A 17,582-nucleotide genomic window follows, 5' to 3' on the forward strand; every position below is an offset into this window, starting at 1 on the left:
CGTACCTGTCCGTCGGTTCTCGCCGGCGCGTCTGGCGAGAACCGAGGATGATTTCCGAGAAACTCTACGACCGTCAGTCGCTACCGGGCAGTCGCGTCGGGTCGCCCGAGCGGAGGATGTACTCGATGGCGATGCCGTTGAGCGGCGAGTCCGCTTCGTCCGCGTGGGCGCGCGCCAAGTCGAAGTACTCCGTCGCGATGTCGACCACGTTCTCGTAGGCCGCCTCGTCGGACGGCGCCAAGACGTACTCGGCGGTGACGGGGGTGAGCTGTCCCTCCTCCACGTCGTCGCGGTAGTCGTCCACGTCGTCGAGCCAGATTTGGGCGCCGATGATGGCGAGGACGATGGACGTGCCGAACGCCTCGGGAATCTCGAAGCCGATGCCGCGGTAGGCGTCGAGCATCCCCTTGTAGATGACGCCCACGCGGTCGTACTGCGTCTTGAGGTAGGGCAAGTCGCGTTCGCCCTCGTCGAAGGGGGCGTCGGCGGGCATCGCGGCGAACTTGTACTCGTCTTCGATGGCCTGCCTCGCGTCTTCGTCGCCGTCGAGGGCGTTGTCGAACAGCACGCGGAAATGGTCGTCTTGGTCCTGGTGGGCCTCGGAGATATCGACGGCGTCGTCGTAGGCGTCGCGAACGGCGTCCGGCGCGCGGTCGAACGCCGCTTCCACGACGCGTTGGAGGTGCGACTGGGCGCACTCGGCGACGCGGCGTGGGTCGGGGTCGGACTCGCCGGCGACCCGCACCTCGAAGTCCTCGAACTCGTCGTCGTTGATGGCGTCGCGCATGTCGCCGTCGAGCAAGGCTTGGACGATGAGCGCCGTCGCCTCCTCGGCGGCCTCGACGTACTCGCGGGCCTCGCGGTTGGCGTCCGCGTCGGCGTCGCCCCGGGAGAGCCAGCCACCCGACTCGTCGGTGATGGGGTCGTAGCCGTCGGTCGAACGAGCGAGCGCCCGGCGATAGAGGTAGCCGAGCGTCAGTTCCGCGGGGAGGGTGAGCTTCGTCTCGTAGCTGAACTCCACCTCGTCGACGCCGAGGTCGGCGGCAATCTCCGACGCTATCTCCGCGTACACGTCGTCGAGAATCTCGTCGAGGGTGTCGTCGACGGCCGACTTGATGCGGAGGGCGCGGTAGTCGAACCGCCCCGTCTCGGCGTAGTACCCGAGGATGGCCCGCTGGGCGGTCGACAGTCGGTCGACGGCGGCCAGACGGTCGGCGGCGGCGCGGACGGGTGACCGACTCACCGTTTCGGGCGGTCGACGTCCACGACCGCCGCGTTCACCTCCGCTGGGCTGTCTCGGGGGCGCATTGGCGGGACGTGCCCGGCGACGCGTATCAACTTTGCCATCGGCTGGCGGCGCGAACGCTCGACCGCCGCCCCCGGACTCCGGCTATATATGCGAGGGATGCGAAGCCCGGCGTGACGAATGGTCCCCGCTCACGCCGGACGCGACGAGACGGAGTGGAATCTCGACGTCGACGCCTCGCCCCTCTCTCTCGCGCTCGCCTACGTCTTCCCGAGCGTCCTCGGCGGCGCCGTCGTACTCGTCGGCGGGGCGCTGGTGGTGTTTTTCGCCGCGTCGGTCTTGGCCGGCAACTTCCGACGCGCTATCGCCGCAGTCGTCGTCACCGCCCTCGCACTCGTCTCCCGACGATACCTCCCAGCGGCACTCGAGACGAACGCGACGAACTCGTTTTTCGAGCGCTTCTCGCGTCGCGGACTGCTCGTCGGGAGCCTCCTCGGCGCACTCGTCCTCCTCGGGAGCGCGTTGGTGAACGACGCCGCCCCGTTCGTCGTCTTCGTGGCCAGTTGGGTGCCGCTCGTGGTCACCGCGACGTTCCCGACGAGCGGTCGCGCGGACCCGTCGACGGGGACGCTCGTCGTCGACGGGGACGAGGTTCCCCTCCAGCAGGTGTGGCGCGTCCGAACCCTCTCGCTCGGCGCCATCGCCGTCTGCTGGCTCTCGTACGTCCGCGGCGCGCCGACTGCCCCACGCTTCGTAATCGTCCCCGCCGACGCAGTCGGCGTCGTGACGCGTCTGGTCGAGCGGGCACCGGAGTCGACGCCTGACGACCAGTCGACCATCGGCCGGCCAGAGCGAGTCGTCGCCGGGCTGTTCGGCGTGGGACTGCTCGCGATAGGGCCTGTCCTCTGGGTCGCCCTCCCGTCGGGGGACGCGCGGGTCATCGCACTCTACGCCGGCGCGCTGTTCGACCTCTTCGGCCTGCTCTTGCTCTGGTACGCGTATCGGGCCTGAACGCGCGAGTGCCGACGCTACCCCGACCGCACGCGCCACCGACTTCCGACCGCGTAGCCGACACAGAGGAACGCAGTGAACGCGGTCCCGATACCGAGAAACCACAGTAGCAGTTCGTACGGCGTCCGGACCACGAGCGGCCAGCCGAACAGCAGGTGGACCTGCCGGAACAGCGGTCCCCGCAGCGCGAAGACGACGACGAAGCCGACGAGGCTCAGACTCCCGACGCCGAGCGTCCACAGGTGTTTCGTTCGACTCGGGAGTTCGCGTCGCTGGGCGTCACCGAAGACGACACCCATCGCGAGCGCCACGATTGGAGGGACGAAGAGGAACGGATGGAGGACCATGTGGGAGCGAAGGCGGAGACGAAGATAAATCTGCGTGACGAGCGAGGCGATTCGAAACGGAAAGAGAAGCGGAGACGGCGAAGACGCGGTGTCCTTACTCCTCGTTCGACTCGTCCTCGTCGCCCTCGGTGGGCAGGAGGTCGAAGTCGTCGAGGTGGGTCTCGATCTCGTCGTTGTCGAGTTCGTGGAACTCCTCGCTGTCGACGTCGACCGTCCCGACGTCGACGCCCGAGGGTTCGAGCGTGTCCTCGTTGGTCGTCGCGAGGGCGCGGAGCGCCAGCTCGATACCGTCGTCGATGTCGAGACCGTCCGACCCCGTGTAGTTCTCTTCGAGGTACTCCTGCAGGTCGCCACGGTTGGCGCCGATGGAGACGGCCTTCCACTCGTAGGGCGTTCCCGAGGGGTCGGTCTCGTAGAGACGGGGTTCGCCGTCTTCGATGCCGCCGATGAGGAGGGCGACGCCGAAGGGACGAGCGCCACCGACCTGCGTGTACTGCTGGATGTGGTCGGTGACTTCCTTCGTGAGCGCCTCGATGCCGATGGGTTCGCTGTAGCGGAGGTGGTTGACCTGCGCCTGTCGGCGAGCGAAGTCTATCAGCTGGCGTGCGTCAGCCACGTGGCCCGCGGAGGCGATGCCCGCGTGGTCGTCTGCCTTGTGAATTTTCTCGACGCTCGTCGGCTCCATCAGCGGCGAGCGGGAGCGTTTGTCCGCTGCGAGGACGACGCCGTCCTCCGTTCGGATGCCGATACTGGCTGTTCCTCGCTTGACTGCCTCTCGGGCGTATTCGACCTGATAGAGGCGGCCATCGGGCGAGAAGATCGTTATCCCACGGTCGTATGCCTGCTGTTGGGCTTGTCCCTGCATTGTATCACGTTGACTGTGACTCGAGATCGAGTTCGGTCGCGTTCACGACGCCTGCTACGTGGCGGGCCGCCGCGGTACCGTCGCGGCGCAATCCACGCCCACTGGCGGTCTCGAACACGACGTATCTCTCGGCCAAATTTCCGGGCCGGCGTCCTAAATACCTTTCCTGTTGAGACTGCGCCGTCGACTGCCGTATTAGCGTCCACGCTTATCAGTGTCGACAGTGCGCTCGACGGCCGGGAGCGAGGCGAACACGGGCGTCCAGCGCACGTCGGTTTCGATTTCCTCGGACACGTCGCTGGTGTCGTGCGTCGGCAGAGGGAAGCCGAACCCAACCCAGCACATTCATGACTCACGACTACCACCGAGAGGTATGTCGCTCAGCGACCGACAGTTCGAACAGTATCAGCGGGACGGCTACGTCGTCGTCGAGGACTTGCTCTCGGACGACGAGGTGGCCCGCGTCACCGACCGCATCCGCGAGTACGTCGCCGGCGACCGGACCGAGACGACGTTCAGTCGGATGCTCGAACCCGACATCGACCCCGACGAGTTCGACCACGAGGGCGACCCGGTTCGGAAGTTCGAGGGCGTCAGCATGGCCCGCGAAGACGACGTGTTCGCCGACCTCGCCCACCACGAGGGCATCCTCGAAGTCATCCAGCAGCTCCAGGGTCCGAACGTCGACCTCCTCCGGAGCGCCGCGATGCTCAAGCCGCCACAGGTCGGGAGCGAGAAGAAGTTCCACCAAGACGCCGCGTACTACCCGATTCAGCCCCGTGACCACGTAACCGTCTGGATTGCACTCGACGAGGCGACGACGGACAACGGTTGTATGCGCGTCGTGCCGGGCGCGCACACGGACGGCCTCATCGGCCACGAGGCCATCGAGTACGACACGGACATCGCCATCACGGAGCGTGACTACGACATCGACGATACCGTGGCCCTCCCGATGGAACCGGGGAGCGTCCTCTTCCAGCACTGTCTCCTGCCCCACTACACCGCGCCGAACACGACCGAGACGTGGCGGCGGGCGTTCATCCTCGCGTACATGCGGTCTCGGTCCCGCTTCACGGACGACGAACCGCCCGAGTGGGTCGACTCGTTGCACGTCGCCGGCGACGAGTTCCCCGGGTGCGTCTGAGACGGGGTAGTGGAACTCAGGCCGGAAATTCGCCGAGACGAGCCCTCAAATCTCCCGAAAACAGTCACATACCCCGTACGACGCCGCTCAGTCGAGATACGTCTCTTCGCAGGCGCGAATCGTTCCCGAGACGCCCCGGACCCAGACACCGACCGAGTCGCCGTCGATGTCGTGGACGCAGGCCAGCGCCGCCCGCGCCGGCCCCACCTCGCCGCGCCGCGCGCGGACGACGGCCTCGCCAGTCCCGTCCTCGAAATCGAATCGAAGGACTCGCAGGTCGGCATCGGCGCTTCCCGGGTCGCCGAGTAGGTTGCTGGCCGCGTACCACACCGCGCGCTGAAACGCGCTCCGCGAGAGGTCGGCCTCCGCTTCTAGCCCGACGGCGAGATAGCGCCAGTGCGGGCGGAGGTGTTTGGGGAGGTGCTTCACGACTCGTCCTCCTCGTATCGTCCGCGTTCGACGCCGGGGCTGACGTAGGACTCGGACTGCCGGTGGCGATTGCGCTCGGCGAGGGCGCCCCACTCGCGAAGCCCCGCACGAACCGTCTCGGGGTCGAAGCCGACGACTTCGCCGACGGCGACGAGTTCGCGCGGCGCTCGCAGGTCGAGATGGGAGTCCGGCGTCGCGCTGACGACGTAGGGTGCGTCGGCGTCGGCGACGAGTTCGCGGAGTTTCCGCAGGTCACGGAGCGCGCGAACGCGCTCCCCGCCTGTTGAGCGCAACACCGGGCCGAAGTCGAACTCGATGCGGACGCCGTTGGTCGCCGCCCGGTTGGCGAGGACGTGGTTCACGTCGCCGTCGCCGTCCATCGGGCGCGTGAGTACGTCGACGCGTTCGTTCTCGACGGCGAAGCGATTGAGGCGGTCGGTCCCGCCGCGGACGCAGACGAGCGTATGGTCCGGGCGCTCGCCGCCCACCGAACCACTCGCGCGTTCGGGGTCGGGGGCGACGATTTCGACGGCATCGACGACGTCGATGCCCGCGGACTCGCGGAGCGAGTCGTAGTCGGGCGTCGCCTCCCGCGCCCGAATCACGACGCCCTCGTAGCCCACGCGAGCCGCAGTCGTGGCGAATCGCGTCGCCGTGCTCGTCCCGTCGGGGTGGGCGTGGACCGCCTCGTACATGTGCCAACCCAAACCCCCGAGGCGCTTGGGGATTGCGCTTATCCCCGGAGCGCCGCGAGGGCGTCGGTCAGCGCCGTCGCCGCGCGCTCCACGTCGGCGACGCGGACGTACTCCCGGTCGGCGTGGGCGACGGGGCCCGTCTCGTCGGCGAGGACGCCCGGCCCGAAGACGACGGTGGGCGCGGGCGAGAAGTAGGACGCCTCAGTCGCGGCGGTAAATGGACGAACGTCGCCCGCGTCGCCGTCGGTGACGCCCGTCGCGGCCGCCGCGAGGTGACGCACCACCGGCGCGTCGGCGTCCGTCGCGAAGGCTTCGAGAAACGGCGTCGGGCGGTCGGTGAGCTCGAAGTCGACGCCCACGTCGGCATGCGTGGCGTCGTCGACGGTGGCTTCGAGCGAGTCGCGGAACCCCTCGGCCGATTCGGGGGGAACGCTCCGCCGGTCGACGGTGAGCGCACAGTCGGCCGGCACCTGATTCGTCACCTTGCCGCCCTCGACGACTGTCGGCGTCAGCGTCGCCGGGCCGAGGTCCGGGTGCGGGTCGCGCTCGGCGTCGAACTCCCGAATCGCCGCCAGCGCCCCCTCCGCGGCGGCGACGGCGTTGACGCCGGAGTCGGGGTCGGCGGCGTGGGCGTTCCGCCCCGAGAGGTGGAGCGTCCCCTCGAAGCGCCCCTTCGCGGCCGTACAGACGTCCAGCCCGGTCGGCTCGCCGACGACGTAGCAGTCGCCGTCGGTGTCGACATCCGGTAGGACGGTCACGTCGAGCGCCGCGGCGCCCGTCGAGTAGACTTCCTCGTCGGGCGTGACGGCGAGGGTGACCCGTCCCGAGCGGTCGGTGTCGACGGCGAAGAAGGCGGCAAGGAGCGCCGCGAGCGGTCCCTTCGCGTCACAGGAGCCACGGCCGCGAATCACGTCGCCGTCGCGCTCGTAGGGGATATGCGGCGAGACGGTGTCGATGTGGGTGTTGAGGACGATATGGGGCGACCCCTCGCCCCGCGTCGCGAGCGTGTTGCCCGCGTCGTCGACGAGTGGGTCCGCGCCGTTCGCTTCGAGCGTCTCCACGAGGAACTCACGCATTGCCGTCACGTCCTCGTGGGAGTCGATTGGGACCGCGGATTCAAGGAAGTCGACGGGGTCGAAGGCGTCGCTCACGCCTCGGGGACCTCCAGTTCGTCCTCGAACTCGTACTCGACCGGGCCGGTGAGCGTCGCCGGTTCGTCGTCGGGGACGACGATGACGAGGTCACCGCCCGGTGGCGACACCCGGACGGGGCCCTCGGTGTCGAGGCGGCCCGTCCGCTTCGCGGCGGCGACGATGGCCACCGCGCCCGTCCCGCAGGCCATCGTCTCGCCTTCGACGCCGCGCTCGAAGGTGCGCTGGCGGAAGGCCGCCGTCTGCCCGGGCGCCCCCTCGCGAGCGTCGTCGTCCAGACGCACGCGGGAGGCGAGGGTGACGTTCGCGCCCTCGGGGAACACGTCGGCGTGCCGGACCGGCGGCGCGACGTTGGGGAGGTCCACGTCGTCCACGTCGTCGACGAACGCGACGGCGTGGGGGACGCCGGTGTCGACGGCGGTGACAGTCAGTCCCTCGACGGACTCCTCAACGAGTTGGTTGCCGTGGTCGGGCACGAGGGGTACGTCGGTCGGGTCGAACGACGGGTGACCCATCTCGACGGTGACGCCCTCGCTCTGCACGACGGCGTGGCGGTCGCCCGCGGGCGTCTCGATGACGACTTCGCGCGCGCCGGTCGCCCGCGCCGCCCAGACGGCGGTGACGCGCGCGCCGTTGCCACACATCTCGGCGATAGAGCCGTCGGGTTGGACGAGCGTCATCGTCACCCGGACGGGCGTGGCCGACGAGTCGAGGTCCAAGAAGAGCACGCCGTCGGCCCCGGTTCGCTCGCCGCGCACGCCCGTCTCGCGGTCACAGTGGACGCGAGCGAAGGCCGCGCGGTCCGTCACCGGCGCGTCGGCGGGCAGGACGAGGAAGTCGTTGGCCGTCCCGTGGTACTTCTCGGCGGTGACGGTGCTCATCGGTCCACCTCCAGCGCGGTGAGGCCGGCGATGGTCTCGCGCTCGCGGGCGAGACGAACCTTGTCGCCGTCGAGTACGACCTCAGCGGGCCGGGGCCGCGAGTTGTACGTACTCGCCATCTCGTAGCCGTAGGCGCCCGCGTTGCCGATTGCGAGCAAGTCGTCGCGACGCGGGGCGGGCATCGGTCGCTCCTCGCAGAACAGGTCCGCCGTCTCGCAGACGGGGCCGGCGACGGTCACCGGCCGTTCCGGACGCTGGTCGGTCAGGTTTCGAATCGCGTGGTAGGCGTCGTACATCGCCGGCCGGAGCAACGTCGTCATGCCGGCGTCGACGCCGGCGACGACGGGCACGCTCCCGGTCGACCCCTCGTCGTCGACGGGCTTGACCGTGTTCACCCGCGTCAGGAGGACGCCCGCGTCGGCGACGACGTAGCGCCCGGGTTCGACCGCAAGCGTGGCGTCTACGGGGCCGAGTGCGTCCTTCGTCGCGTCGGCGACGGCGTCTAGGTCGAGCGGCGCGTCGGCCTCGCGGTAGGGGACGCCGAACCCGCCGCCGATGTCGACGAACTCCAGCGGGCCCACCGAGCGCGCCAGGTCGCCCATCCGCGAGACGAGCTCGCGGTGGGCCTCCAGGTCGTCGCCGCTGATGCCGCTACCGGCGTGGGCGTGAATCCCGACCACGTCGAAGTCGGCCCGCGCGTCGTCGACGAGGGCCGCCGCGCGGTCGTAGGGGACGCCGAACTTGGCGTGGCCGCCGGTCGTCACCTTCTCGTGATGGCCGGCGCCGACGCCGGGGTTGACCCGAATCGCGAGGCGGCCGTCGAAACCGCGCTCGCGGAGGCGCGTCACGGTATCCCGAGCACCGGCGACGATAGTCACCTCGGCACCGTCGCGCCAGCGGTCGAGAACGACGTCGAGGTCCTCGGCCGGCGGGTTGACCGCCGTGTACTGCACGCTGTCGTAGCCGGCGTCGAGGGCGCGCACCACCTCGCCGGCGGACGCACACTCGGCGCCGAGGCCGCTCTCGCGGACCGTCTCCAAGACGGCCCGGCCGGTGTGGGCCTTGACGGCGTAACGAACGTCGACGTCGTCGGTGTCGGCGTCGAAGGCCGCCCGGAGGCGGGTCGCGTTCTCGCGCACCCGGTCGAGGTCGGTCACGTAGAGCGGCGTGCCGTACTCGTCGGCGAGGTCGGCGAGGTCGGCAGCCGACCAGTCGGCGAGGCGTCGCACGGCCGGGCCGGCCGCCTGCGCGTTCATTCCCGGAGCGCCTCCTCCCGCTTCGTGGCGTCTCGGGTGTCGGCCTCGATGTCCATCGCGACCACCGCGGGCTTGTACGCGCCGCCCGCGAACAGGTCGTGGTCACCGATGGAGGACTCGACCATCCGGGTGAAGGCGCGGCGCTCCGGCGGCAGGTGACCGTAGATGACCTCCTCCTCGACGAGGTCGTACACCGGGATGCGCGGCGACAGGAGCGTGTTCTCGCCGACGACCGTGTTCTCGCCGACGACGAACCCGCTCGTGACCCGACAGCCGGCACCGAGCGAGACGCCGTCCTCGACGATGACTGGCGCGTCCTCGACGGGTTCGAGGACGCCGCCGATGAGCGTGTTGGCGCCGAGCTTGACGTTCTCGCCGATTTGGGCACAGGAGCCGACGGTGTCACAGGAGTCGACGAGGGTGCCGTCGCCGACGTGGGCACCGATGTTGACGAAGGAGGGACTCATCATGATGCAGTCGGCGCCGAGGTAGGCGCCGCGGCGGATGGTCGTTCCGTCGGGCGTGTTGCGCGTGCCCCGGTCGCCGAGGTCACCCGTCTCGCGCAGGGGCAGGACGTCGTGGTAGTCGACGCCGCCGTAGGAGCGTGCCTCCGTCGCGCGCAGGCCGAAGTTGAGCAGGATGCCCTGCTTCACCCATTCGTTGGCCTCCCACTCGTCGCCCTGCTTCTCGGCGGCGCGAATCTCGCCCGCCTCGAGAGCGTCGAGGAAGGCGTCGATAGTCGCCATGTCGTCGGTCGTCGCCGTCTCGGCGTCGACCGCGTCGTCGTCGTAGCGCTGCCACAGGTCGGATACGTCGGATTGGAGTGTCATACTGTGTCCTCGAAGTCGTACTCGCCGGCCGGGCGGCCGACGAGCCAGTCGGCGGCATCGAGCGCACCCTCGGCGAAGACGCCGCGGGACTCGGCTCGATGCGTGAGCGTCAGCACCTCGTGGTTCCCCGCAAGTAGTAGTTCGTGTTCGCCTCTGATGTCGCCGGCTCGGAGCGCGTGGACGCCCACCTCGTCACCCTCTCGGGGCTGGTCGCCCTCGCGGCCGTGCACGCGGTCAAAGTCGCCGCGAATCTCCTCGATGTCGTCGAGGATGTCGTTTGCCGTCCCCGAGGGAGCGTCTCGCTTGCGGTTGTGGTGGGTCTCCGAGAGCTCGATGTCGTAGTCGTCGAGCGCGGCGACGGCCTCCCGAATCACGTCCCGAAACGCCGTCATGGCGCGCGAGAAGTTCGGGGCTCGGAGTAGGGGAATCTCTCTGGCGGCGTCGGCGAGGAGTTCGAGTTGGGCGTCCGAGAAGCCGGTCGTCCCGACGACGGCGGCGACGCCCGCGTCGGCACAGGCCTCGACGTAGCGCGTGCTCGCGTCGGGGACGGTGAAATCCACCAGCACGTCGGGGTCGTGCTCTTCGAGGAGTCGCGGCAGGTCCCCCTCGTCCTCGACGGTGGTACCCGCGATGGGCGGGACGGACGTGCGGTTGACCGCGAAGGCGGCCGCCATGTCCTCGCGGTCGGCGACCGCTTCGAGCACCTCGCGACCCATCTGGCCGCCGGCGCCGGTGACGGCGACCGTTATCATGCCTCCACCTCCACGGGGTCGAGGTCGTCGAGGACGGCCGCCAAGTCGTCACGCAGGTCCTCGGAGAGGCGGGTGAGCGGGAGTCGGACGTTGCCCGGGCCGTCGCCGCGGATGGCCATCGCCTCGTTGACGGGAATCGGGTTCGTCTCCCAGAACAGCGCGCGCATCAGCGGACCGAGTTCGTGGTGGCGCTCGCGGGCGTGTTCGTAGTCGTCATCGAGCGCCGAGTGGACCATATCGACCGTCCGCTCGGGTTCGATATTGGCGACGACGCTGATGGTCCCCGTCCCACCGACCGAGAGGGTGGGGAGGATGAGGCCGTCGTCGCCGGCGAGGACGTGAAAGTCCTCGTCGCGGGTGCGTTCGACGACCTCGGACACCTGACTCAAGTCGCCGCTCGCGGCCTTGTACCCCAAGATGTTGGGATGGCTGGCGAGTTCGACCGCGGTGTCGACGGTGATGTTCTGGCCCGTCCGGCCGGGGACGTTGTAGACGATTTGGGGGAGGTCCACCTCGTCGGCGATGGTGCGGTAGTGGTCGACCATCCCGGCGGGTTCGGGCTTGTTGTAGTACGGCGAGATGAGGAGGAGGGCGTCGGCGCCCGCCTCGGCGGAGCGCCGGGAGAGTTCGAGCGCTTCGCGGGTGTTGTTCGACCCGGACCCGGCGATGATGGGCACTTCGTCGCCGACGGCGTCGATGACGGCTTCGACCACCTCGATGTGTTCGTCGTGGCTGAGCGTCGCGCTCTCGCCGGTCGACCCGACGGGCACGAGGCCGTCGACGCCGGCGTCAACGAGGCGGTGGGCGTCCTCGCGTAACGTTTCGAAATCGATGCTGCCGTCCTCGTGGAACGGCGTCGTCATGGCGGGATAGACCCCGCGGAACTCGGTGAGTGTCATGTGCTCTGATGGGGCGTCTGCGCTGTTAGTCGTGTCGGAACGATTCGGTCGGCAACCGCCCGAGACGGGGGCGCTACGCCCGCCACGAGCGAACTACCGACCGCGTTTCTTCAGGAAAGCGGCGGGGCCACGCGTCGCTGGCGAGCGACGAGCACCGACGGCGACGCGTGGGACGTTCACGGTCGTACACGGGTGGCCCTCGTTATTATACGTTTCGTCGTCGGCTAGCGTCACTCCGTTCGCTCGGCGGTGAGGAGGACACCGCCGAACAGGCAGAGGAAGACGACGCCAATCGGAATCGGCAGGCCGCCGAACCCCCGCGAGAGGAGGAGAGACGTCGCGCCCGCGAAGACGAGACCGGTGCCGAGAAGCAGGCCGCCGAGGAGGCGAACGGGGTCGACGGGCCACGACTCCGCCCACGCCTCGTCGCGGTAGTAGAGGACCGAGACGGCGAGCGCAACGACGAAGACGGCGGCGCCGGCGGCCCACACCTGATAGGCGAGTTCGATGGGTTGGCCCTCTTGGAAGGCAATCGCCGAGAGCGGGTCGGCGACGGCGACGCTGCGGGCAAGGGCGATGCCGAAGACGTATCGCACCTGCACCAGCGGGAAGCGAACGAACACCACCGACGCGCCGGACGCCGACGCGAACGAAACGTTCCACGGGATGAACGCGGACAGCCACGTCAAGAGGACGGCCAGTTCGCCGGCGTACTCGGACCGGACCCACATACGCGTGCCCGATGAGAGCCACCAGATAAAACCCATCGGCCGGCGCCGACAGACGGCGACCGCGCGGGGCGTTACGTTCATACCGCCTGAACTCAAAGGTGGTTATAAGGAATGAGGCGCGACCACTTCGAGTTGGAAGTACACAACGTCGACTGGGTGGAGTCGGGGGAGCCGCCAGCAGAGCCGCGCGTCGTCATCGACTTCACGGGGCCGGAGGACACACTGACCGAGCGACTGACGGGGGCCGACGGCGACTTGCTCGATGCCTCGGAGACGGACGTTGCCTTCCGACTCCAAGACCCACTCGACAGCCCGGACGCGGCAGGGGTCGTGAGCGTCACCGACCGCATCACCGGTGACTTCCTCCTCGAACTCAACGAAGACGCCGACGACGTGTTACAGTTCGTCCGCGCCGCCCGCGAGTACGGGCAGACGACCGACGACGGCGGACAGTACAGCGTCGTCATCCGCGTCGACGGCGACACCGTCGCCACCTACGAGAAGAGCACCTTCCTCGTCTACGACGCCAACGGGAGTCTGCTTCGCTCCAAGAGTCTGATCCCGTCGGGCGTCGAACTCTAGGCCGTGCGAACCGTCACCGACCGCATCAGCAATCCGTTCGGTATGGAACCGCCCTGTGAGCGGTTCGTCCCCGGCTACGGCGACGCCAACGCCCACTTTCACGTCGTCGGCGACCACCCCGGTGTCCACGGCGGGAGCGAGACGGGCGTCCCCTTCACCGACTGCGAGGCCGGCCACCGACTCCAGCGCGCGCTCCACGATGCCGGCCTCTTGGAGTCGACGGGCGACGAACCCAGCGTCGACTCGACGTACCTCTCCTATCTCCATACCTGCGTCCCCGATGGCGACCCGACTGAGGACGACTACGCCCGGATGGAGCCCTTTTTCGACGCGGAACTCCGCGCCATCGCCGCGCACGTCCTCCTCCCAGTGGGCGAACGAGCCACGCGACACGTACTCGAAACCTGCACGGCTCGCAACCCCGACGACGTCGACATCGACGCCCTCCATGCGACGGAAGTGCTCGGGAGTGGCTGGCTGGTGTTGCCGATTCGGGAGCCGACGGCGTGGGCGTCCGACGACGCGACGCAGTTGGTCGACGCCATCGACACTCTCCGTGCCACCGACTACCGCCGCGAGACGGACCTCGGCCGGTTCGTCGCCGGCAACGAACCGTATCTCGTTCGCTGAGTGGCTTTTCTCGACGCAGTCGCCGCTGGGTCCGTAGCGTCGGCTGGGTGCAGCGCTACGTACGACTATGTTGACGAGTATATGACTACTGATGGAGAGAATAGTGGCCGATATTATTCTTATCAACAGATTTTTTAACACATACGTAAACCTAGGAACCGACGCGGTCGGTGTTTGACCGAACGCGTCACGGCATCGAAGCACATTGCGAGTCAGGTGCTCCTCGCAGTGGCTTGGTCAGTCGGATGGCCACCACGTGTGGTCCCGTACGTTCTCCGTTCGGGGGACGCCATTTCGGCGTCGCCCGTTCGTTCGGAGCGGCCGACTGCCGTTTCTCGGCGTCGACAGACGAAACCTTGAAACGCGAACCACGGGTATCCAAGGGTATGGAACTGCGGGTCATCGAGAAGACGGACGAGGAACTGCGGATGGAGATTGCCGGGGAGGACCACACGTTCATGAACGTCCTGAAGGGGGCGTTGCTGGAGACGGCGGGCGTCGAAGCCGCCACCTACGACATGAACCCCGAACAGTCCGGTGGGCAGACCGACCCCATCCTCTCGGTCAAGACCGAGGACGGCACCGACCCACTCGACGCCGTCGGTGACGCGTCCCGACGCGTGCAGGACCTCGCGGACGACTTCACGGCCGCGTTCGACGCGGCGGCTTAGAGCCGAACCGGGACGCCTCGTTCGTCGAGATACTCCTTCACGTCGCGGATGCTGTACTCGTCGAAGTGGAAGATAGAGGCCGCGAGCGCCGCGTCCGCCCCCGCTTCGGTGAACACCTCGTAGGCGTCCTCCGGACCACCACACCCCGACGACGCGATGACTGGCGTCGAGACGTTCTCACAGACGGCGCGGGTGAGCGGAATGTCGTAGCCGTCCTTGGTGCCGTCGGCGTCGATGGAGTTGACGAAGAGCTCGCCGGCGCCGCGCGATTCGACCTCTCGCGCCCACTCGACGACGTCGACGCCGGTGCCCTCGCGTCCGCCCTTGATGGTGCATTCGAACCAGCAGGACTCGCCGTCCACCTGTTCGTAGTGTTCGCCCTGTTCATCGTAGCGCCGGCGCGCGTCGACGCTGATGACGATGCACTGACTGCCGAAGGCGGCGGCGCCCTCGTTCACCAGGTCGGGATTCTCGATGGCCGCGGTGTTGATCGATACCTTGTCCGCGCCCGCTCGGAGCGTCTCCTTGATGTCCTCACGGGTGCGGATGCCGCCGCCGACAGTGAGGGGGATGAACACCTCGTCGGCAATCTGTTCGACGACGTGGAGCATCGTCTCGCGCCCCTCGGCGCTGGCCGTGATGTCGAGGAAGACGAACTCGTCGGCGCCGGCCTGATTGTACTCTCGCGCCATCTCGACGGGGTCGCCCGTATACTCCAAGTCCTCGAAGTTGACGCCCGTGTAGACGGCGGCGTTGCCGTCGTCGTCGATGTCCACGTCGATACAGGGAATGATGCGCTTGGTTACGGCCATCCGTATCGCGAACTACGCCGGGGGCTGTCAAAAGGCGCCCGGTGTCGCCAATCAGGTGTGTTTTTGTAGCCCGACGCCGCAGGATGAGACATGGACGACCACGCTCACGACGACCACCACGAGGAAACGGGCCGCGTCACGTCGCCGATGCAGGACTTCACGGCCGGGCAGGCCGGTGTCGGCTTCGTCGTCCTCCTCGTCGGTCTCGCGGTGACGTTCGGTCTGCCGCTGGTGTTCTGAGACTCACTCACTTCTGTCGCACGAACCCGTAGCCGAGCAGCGCCGCCAGCACCAGCAGTCCAATCGCCGTTTCCGGCGTCGACTGGAAGGAGAGTCCGAGCAACAGGAGGAAGTTAGCGGTCAACAGGACGAGCGCGGCGTCGAGGCGCTTGCGGAGGGCGTCGTCGGTCACGCCCCTATTGTCACGCCAGCGCGGTAAAGTGGTGGCGCCGACTACGCCAGTTCGCGGTCGATGACGTCGCGCAGGTCACGGATGGCCGCCGCGTCCCGCACGAGTTCGTCGTCGCCGACCGACAGCGAGAGCGTCGCGTCCGCCGTCGCCGTTCCGAGTTCGCGAACGGGCACGTCGCCGGCGGCGTCGCGCACCGCGTCGGGGTCCGTCGTCTCGACGACGACGCGGCCGGGCGTCTCGTCGAACAGGGCGGTGACGCTCTCGACGCTCACCTCGACGCCCGCGTCCTCGACCATCTCCGCGAGCGTCACGGCGAGGCCGCCGTGGCTCACGTCGTGAGTCGCGAGCGTCGAGTCGAGGGCGGCCACGTCGCGGACCGCCTCGACGGCCGCCGCCGGGTCCGCGGGCAGGTCCGGGAAACGGTCGCTGCCACCCGCCGCCGCGAGATACGTCGACCCGCCGAGCGCGTCGCCGCGCGCGCCGACTTCCAGCAGCGTCCCCTCGCCCGAGACGGACAGGGGCGGAGCGTCGTAGCCCTCGCGGACGCCGATCATCGCCAGCGTCGGCGTCGGTGGGATGGGGCCGGCGACAGAGTCGTTGTACAGCGAGACGTTGCCACCGACGACGGGCACCGAGAGGTCGCGGCACATGTCCGCGAGGCCGTCGACGATGGCGCCGAAGCCGCCGTAGACGTCCGGCTTCTCCGGGTTGCCGCCGTTGAGGCAGTCGACCGCCGCGTGGGGCGTCGCGCCCTTGGCCGCGATGTTGGTCGCGTTCTCCAGCGCCACGCCGCGTGCGCCGTCGTAGGGGGCGGCGTCGGTCCACGCCGGAATCGCCCCCGCCGAGAGCGCGAGGCCGGTGCCGGCCTCCCGAATCGCGAGGATGGCGGCGTCGTCGCCGGGGCGGCGGGCCGTCCGCGTGCCCACCTCGTGGTCGTACTGCCGGTAGACCCACGCCTTGCTCGCCGTGTTCGGACTCCCGATGACCGAGTCGAAGGCCGTCTCGAGGTCGGCGTCGGGGAGGTCCCGGCTCGGTTGCGTGGGTTCGTCCATGTCGAGGTCGTTCATCGGCGCGCCCTCGGCGAGGAAGTGGGCGGGAACGTTGACGACTGTCTCGCCCTCGAAGGTACAGACGTAGTTGCCCTCGCGCACCTCGCCGATGACCGAACAGCCGAGGTCGTAGCGCTCGGCGATGTCGCGGACGCGGTCCACATCCTCGGGTCGGACCTCGTAACACATCCGCTCCTGAGACTCAGCGAGCAGGATTTCGAGCGGGGACATGTTGGGTTCGCGCTGGTGGACGCGGTCGAGTTCGATTTCGGCGCCGAGACCGCCCTTGGCGACGAGTTCGCTGGAGGCGCCGCCGAGGCCGGCAGCACCGAGGTCGCGGGCCGCCCGAATCAGGTCCTCGTCGATGAGCGCCTCGTTGGCCTCGATGAGGAGTTTCTCCGTGTAGGGGTCGCCCACCTGTACCGCGGGGCGGTCCTCGGTCTCGGCGTCTTCGCTCAGGTCCTCGCTGGCGAAGGAGGCGCCGCCCAGGCCGTCGCGGCCGGTGGCGTTGCCGACGAGCATCAGTTTGTTGCCCGGCGTCTTGGCCTCGGCCGTGACGAGTCGGTCCGACGAGACGAGGCCGACGCAGGCGACGTTCACCAGCGGGTTGCCCTCGTAGTCGTCGTGGAACTCGACGCTCCCGCCGACGGTCGGGACGCCGATGGCGTTGCCGTAGTCGGCGATGCCCTCAACGACGCCCTCGAAGAGATAGCGGGAGTGCTCGCGGTCGAAGCCGCCGAAGTAGAGCGAGTCCGTGAGACCGATGGGGTAGGCGCCCATCGAGAGGATGTCGCGGACGATACCGCCGACGCCCGTCGCCGCGCCGTCGTAGGGGTCGACGTAGGACGGGTGGTTGTGGCTCTCGATACCCATGGCGACATACGTCTCCTCGCCGTCTGTGGCGTGCGTTGGAAGGGAGACGACGGCAGCGTCGTCGCCGGGACCGACGACGACCTGTTCCGCCTCGCTATCGAAGGCCGACAGGAGTGGGCGCGACGACCGATACGCACAGTGTTCGCTCCAGAGGTTCTCGAAGAGTGCCGCCTCGGCGGGCGTGGGGTCCCGCCCGAGTTCGGCGGTGACGAGGTCGTGGTCCGGATCGGACAGGCTCATTCACCTCCGTCTTTCGCGCTGTGGAGGTAATGTCTTTCCATTAGCCTGCCGCGTATCGGCGCGCTTTTTACCG

The 17,582-nt window shown here is 68.6% G+C and carries 21 protein-coding genes and 1 pseudogene; 6 read left to right on the plus strand and 16 right to left on the minus strand.

What is annotated here, in order from left to right; genetic code table 11:
• Positions 1-73 precede the first annotated feature (73 nt).
• Positions 74-1,243: a hypothetical protein gene (locus BLU18_RS02185; RefSeq protein ID WP_092630771.1), complete on the minus strand. Its 1,170-nt coding sequence runs from the start codon at positions 1,241-1,243 to the stop codon at positions 74-76.
• 183 nt (positions 1,244-1,426) lie between these two features.
• Here BLU18_RS02185 and BLU18_RS02190 point away from each other — a divergent pair, with 183 nt between their 5' ends.
• Positions 1,427-2,257 carry a hypothetical protein gene (locus BLU18_RS02190; protein ID WP_092630774.1) on the plus strand — a complete coding sequence of 277 codons (831 nt, stop codon included), beginning with the start codon at positions 1,427-1,429 and terminating at the stop codon, positions 2,255-2,257.
• Between the two features lie 17 nt (positions 2,258-2,274).
• Here the strand turns inward: BLU18_RS02190 and BLU18_RS02195 are convergent, their stop codons facing one another.
• From BLU18_RS02195 to BLU18_RS14700, 3 genes are all read right to left on the minus strand, one after another.
• The gene (locus BLU18_RS02195) at positions 2,275-2,604 is read right to left on the minus strand and encodes a hypothetical protein (RefSeq protein ID WP_092630777.1); all 330 of its coding nucleotides are present in this window, start codon (positions 2,602-2,604) and stop codon (positions 2,275-2,277) included.
• A 94-nt stretch (positions 2,605-2,698) separates the two neighbouring features.
• Entirely contained in the window at positions 2,699-3,469 is a 771-nt protein-coding gene (psmA, locus tag BLU18_RS02200) for an archaeal proteasome endopeptidase complex subunit alpha (protein ID WP_092630780.1), read from the minus strand.
• A 195-nt stretch (positions 3,470-3,664) separates the two neighbouring features.
• Positions 3,665-3,814 (minus strand): hypothetical protein, encoded by a 150-nt coding sequence (locus BLU18_RS14700; RefSeq protein WP_176791161.1) that lies wholly within the window; start codon positions 3,812-3,814, stop codon positions 3,665-3,667.
• A gap of 28 nt (positions 3,815-3,842) precedes the next feature.
• Between BLU18_RS14700 and BLU18_RS02205 the strand changes: the two genes are divergently transcribed.
• Positions 3,843-4,616: a phytanoyl-CoA dioxygenase family protein gene (locus BLU18_RS02205; RefSeq protein ID WP_092630783.1), complete on the plus strand. Its 774-nt coding sequence runs from the start codon at positions 3,843-3,845 to the stop codon at positions 4,614-4,616.
• A gap of 93 nt (positions 4,617-4,709) precedes the next feature.
• Here BLU18_RS02205 and BLU18_RS02210 read toward each other — a convergent pair.
• From BLU18_RS02210 to BLU18_RS02250, 9 genes and pseudogenes are all read right to left on the minus strand, one after another.
• A pseudogene (locus tag BLU18_RS02210) lies at positions 4,710-5,045 on the minus strand (Rpp14/Pop5 family protein); the annotation flags it as partial.
• The gene (locus BLU18_RS02215) at positions 5,042-5,740 is read right to left on the minus strand and encodes an RNase P subunit p30 family protein (protein ID WP_092630790.1); all 699 of its coding nucleotides are present in this window, start codon (positions 5,738-5,740) and stop codon (positions 5,042-5,044) included. The gene BLU18_RS02215 and the pseudogene BLU18_RS02210, both read right to left, overlap by 4 nt.
• A 38-nt stretch (positions 5,741-5,778) precedes the next feature.
• Entirely contained in the window at positions 5,779-6,891 is a 1,113-nt protein-coding gene (locus tag BLU18_RS02220) for a M20/M25/M40 family metallo-hydrolase (RefSeq protein ID WP_092630793.1), read from the minus strand.
• Positions 6,888-7,772: a diaminopimelate epimerase gene (dapF, locus tag BLU18_RS02225; protein ID WP_092630796.1), complete on the minus strand. Its 885-nt coding sequence runs from the start codon at positions 7,770-7,772 to the stop codon at positions 6,888-6,890. Before dapF ends, BLU18_RS02220 begins: the two co-directional genes overlap by 4 nt.
• Positions 7,769-9,028 (minus strand): diaminopimelate decarboxylase, encoded by a 1,260-nt coding sequence (gene lysA, locus BLU18_RS02230; protein WP_092630799.1) that lies wholly within the window; start codon positions 9,026-9,028, stop codon positions 7,769-7,771. The genes dapF and lysA overlap by 4 nt, the downstream gene beginning before the upstream one ends.
• Positions 9,025-9,858, minus strand: a complete 834-nt coding sequence (locus tag BLU18_RS02235; RefSeq protein WP_092630803.1) for a 2,3,4,5-tetrahydropyridine-2,6-dicarboxylate N-succinyltransferase — start codon at positions 9,856-9,858, stop codon at positions 9,025-9,027. The genes lysA and BLU18_RS02235 overlap by 4 nt, the downstream gene beginning before the upstream one ends.
• A complete protein-coding gene (gene dapB / locus BLU18_RS02240; protein ID WP_092630806.1) occupies positions 9,855-10,610 on the minus strand; it encodes a 4-hydroxy-tetrahydrodipicolinate reductase in 756 nt (251 codons plus the stop codon). Before dapB ends, BLU18_RS02235 begins: the two co-directional genes overlap by 4 nt.
• Positions 10,607-11,509, minus strand: coding sequence for a 4-hydroxy-tetrahydrodipicolinate synthase (gene dapA / locus BLU18_RS02245; RefSeq protein WP_092630809.1), 903 nt, complete (start codon positions 11,507-11,509; stop codon positions 10,607-10,609). The genes dapB and dapA overlap by 4 nt, the downstream gene beginning before the upstream one ends.
• A 230-nt stretch (positions 11,510-11,739) precedes the next feature.
• Positions 11,740-12,240: a DUF7549 family protein gene (locus tag BLU18_RS02250; RefSeq protein ID WP_092630813.1), complete on the minus strand. Its 501-nt coding sequence runs from the start codon at positions 12,238-12,240 to the stop codon at positions 11,740-11,742.
• A 111-nt stretch (positions 12,241-12,351) separates the two neighbouring features.
• On the opposite strand from BLU18_RS02250, the gene BLU18_RS02255 reads away from it, so the two are divergent.
• The 3 genes from BLU18_RS02255 to BLU18_RS02265 all read left to right on the plus strand — a co-directional run bounded on the left by BLU18_RS02255 (position 12,352) and on the right by BLU18_RS02265 (position 14,123).
• On the plus strand, positions 12,352-12,822 hold the full coding sequence (locus BLU18_RS02255; RefSeq protein ID WP_092630817.1) for a DUF5793 family protein: 471 nt from the start codon (positions 12,352-12,354) through the stop codon (positions 12,820-12,822).
• 3 nt (positions 12,823-12,825) lie between these two features.
• Entirely contained in the window at positions 12,826-13,452 is a 627-nt protein-coding gene (locus tag BLU18_RS02260) for a uracil-DNA glycosylase family protein (RefSeq protein ID WP_092630820.1), read from the plus strand.
• A gap of 386 nt (positions 13,453-13,838) precedes the next feature.
• Complete coding sequence (locus BLU18_RS02265) at positions 13,839-14,123, plus strand: DNA-directed RNA polymerase subunit L (RefSeq protein WP_092630823.1); 285 nt, start codon at positions 13,839-13,841, stop codon at positions 14,121-14,123.
• On the opposite strand, the gene hisF is transcribed toward BLU18_RS02265, so the two are convergent.
• Positions 14,120-14,935, minus strand: a complete 816-nt coding sequence (hisF, locus tag BLU18_RS02270; protein ID WP_092630826.1) for an imidazole glycerol phosphate synthase subunit HisF — start codon at positions 14,933-14,935, stop codon at positions 14,120-14,122. The two genes, BLU18_RS02265 and hisF, sit on opposite strands and share 4 nt — an antisense overlap.
• Positions 14,936-15,025: 90 nt before the next feature.
• On the opposite strand from hisF, the gene BLU18_RS14705 reads away from it, so the two are divergent.
• Complete coding sequence (locus BLU18_RS14705; protein ID WP_176791162.1) at positions 15,026-15,175, plus strand: DUF7550 family protein; 150 nt, start codon at positions 15,026-15,028, stop codon at positions 15,173-15,175.
• Positions 15,176-15,182: 7 nt separating this feature from the next.
• Here BLU18_RS14705 and BLU18_RS14710 read toward each other — a convergent pair whose 3' ends face one another.
• A complete protein-coding gene (locus tag BLU18_RS14710) occupies positions 15,183-15,347 on the minus strand; it encodes a hypothetical protein (protein ID WP_176791163.1) in 165 nt (54 codons plus the stop codon).
• Positions 15,348-15,388: 41 nt separating this feature from the next.
• A complete protein-coding gene (gene purL / locus BLU18_RS02275) occupies positions 15,389-17,509 on the minus strand; it encodes a phosphoribosylformylglycinamidine synthase subunit PurL (protein ID WP_092630829.1) in 2,121 nt (706 codons plus the stop codon).
• Positions 17,510-17,582 lie beyond the last annotated feature (73 nt).

It is taken from the genome of Haloplanus vescus (genome assembly GCF_900107665.1).
Lineage (GTDB): Archaea > Halobacteriota > Halobacteria > Halobacteriales > Haloferacaceae > Haloplanus > Haloplanus vescus.

Coding starts and splice junctions, on each gene's coding strand:
- dapA (WP_092630809.1), bottom strand. CDS start 11,509: ATGACACTCACCGAGTTCCGCGGGGTCTATCCCGCCATGACGACGCCG.
- BLU18_RS02195 (WP_092630777.1), bottom strand. CDS start 2,604: ATGGTCCTCCATCCGTTCCTCTTCGTCCCTCCAATCGTGGCGCTCGCG.
- BLU18_RS02205 (WP_092630783.1), top strand. CDS start 3,843: ATGTCGCTCAGCGACCGACAGTTCGAACAGTATCAGCGGGACGGCTAC.
- BLU18_RS02235 (WP_092630803.1), bottom strand. CDS start 9,858: ATGACACTCCAATCCGACGTATCCGACCTGTGGCAGCGCTACGACGAC.
- purL (WP_092630829.1), bottom strand. CDS start 17,509: ATGAGCCTGTCCGATCCGGACCACGACCTCGTCACCGCCGAACTCGGG.
- dapB (WP_092630806.1), bottom strand. CDS start 10,610: ATGATAACGGTCGCCGTCACCGGCGCCGGCGGCCAGATGGGTCGCGAG.
- BLU18_RS02265 (WP_092630823.1), top strand. CDS start 13,839: ATGGAACTGCGGGTCATCGAGAAGACGGACGAGGAACTGCGGATGGAG.
- BLU18_RS02215 (WP_092630790.1), bottom strand. CDS start 5,740: ATGTACGAGGCGGTCCACGCCCACCCCGACGGGACGAGCACGGCGACG.
- BLU18_RS02250 (WP_092630813.1), bottom strand. CDS start 12,240: ATGTGGGTCCGGTCCGAGTACGCCGGCGAACTGGCCGTCCTCTTGACG.
- lysA (WP_092630799.1), bottom strand. CDS start 9,028: ATGAACGCGCAGGCGGCCGGCCCGGCCGTGCGACGCCTCGCCGACTGG.
- dapF (WP_092630796.1), bottom strand. CDS start 7,772: ATGAGCACCGTCACCGCCGAGAAGTACCACGGGACGGCCAACGACTTC.
- BLU18_RS14700 (WP_176791161.1), bottom strand. CDS start 3,814: ATGTGCTGGGTTGGGTTCGGCTTCCCTCTGCCGACGCACGACACCAGC.
- hisF (WP_092630826.1), bottom strand. CDS start 14,935: ATGGCCGTAACCAAGCGCATCATTCCCTGTATCGACGTGGACATCGAC.
- BLU18_RS14705 (WP_176791162.1), top strand. CDS start 15,026: ATGGACGACCACGCTCACGACGACCACCACGAGGAAACGGGCCGCGTC.
- psmA (WP_092630780.1), bottom strand. CDS start 3,469: ATGCAGGGACAAGCCCAACAGCAGGCATACGACCGTGGGATAACGATC.
- BLU18_RS02255 (WP_092630817.1), top strand. CDS start 12,352: ATGAGGCGCGACCACTTCGAGTTGGAAGTACACAACGTCGACTGGGTG.
- BLU18_RS02190 (WP_092630774.1), top strand. CDS start 1,427: ATGGTCCCCGCTCACGCCGGACGCGACGAGACGGAGTGGAATCTCGAC.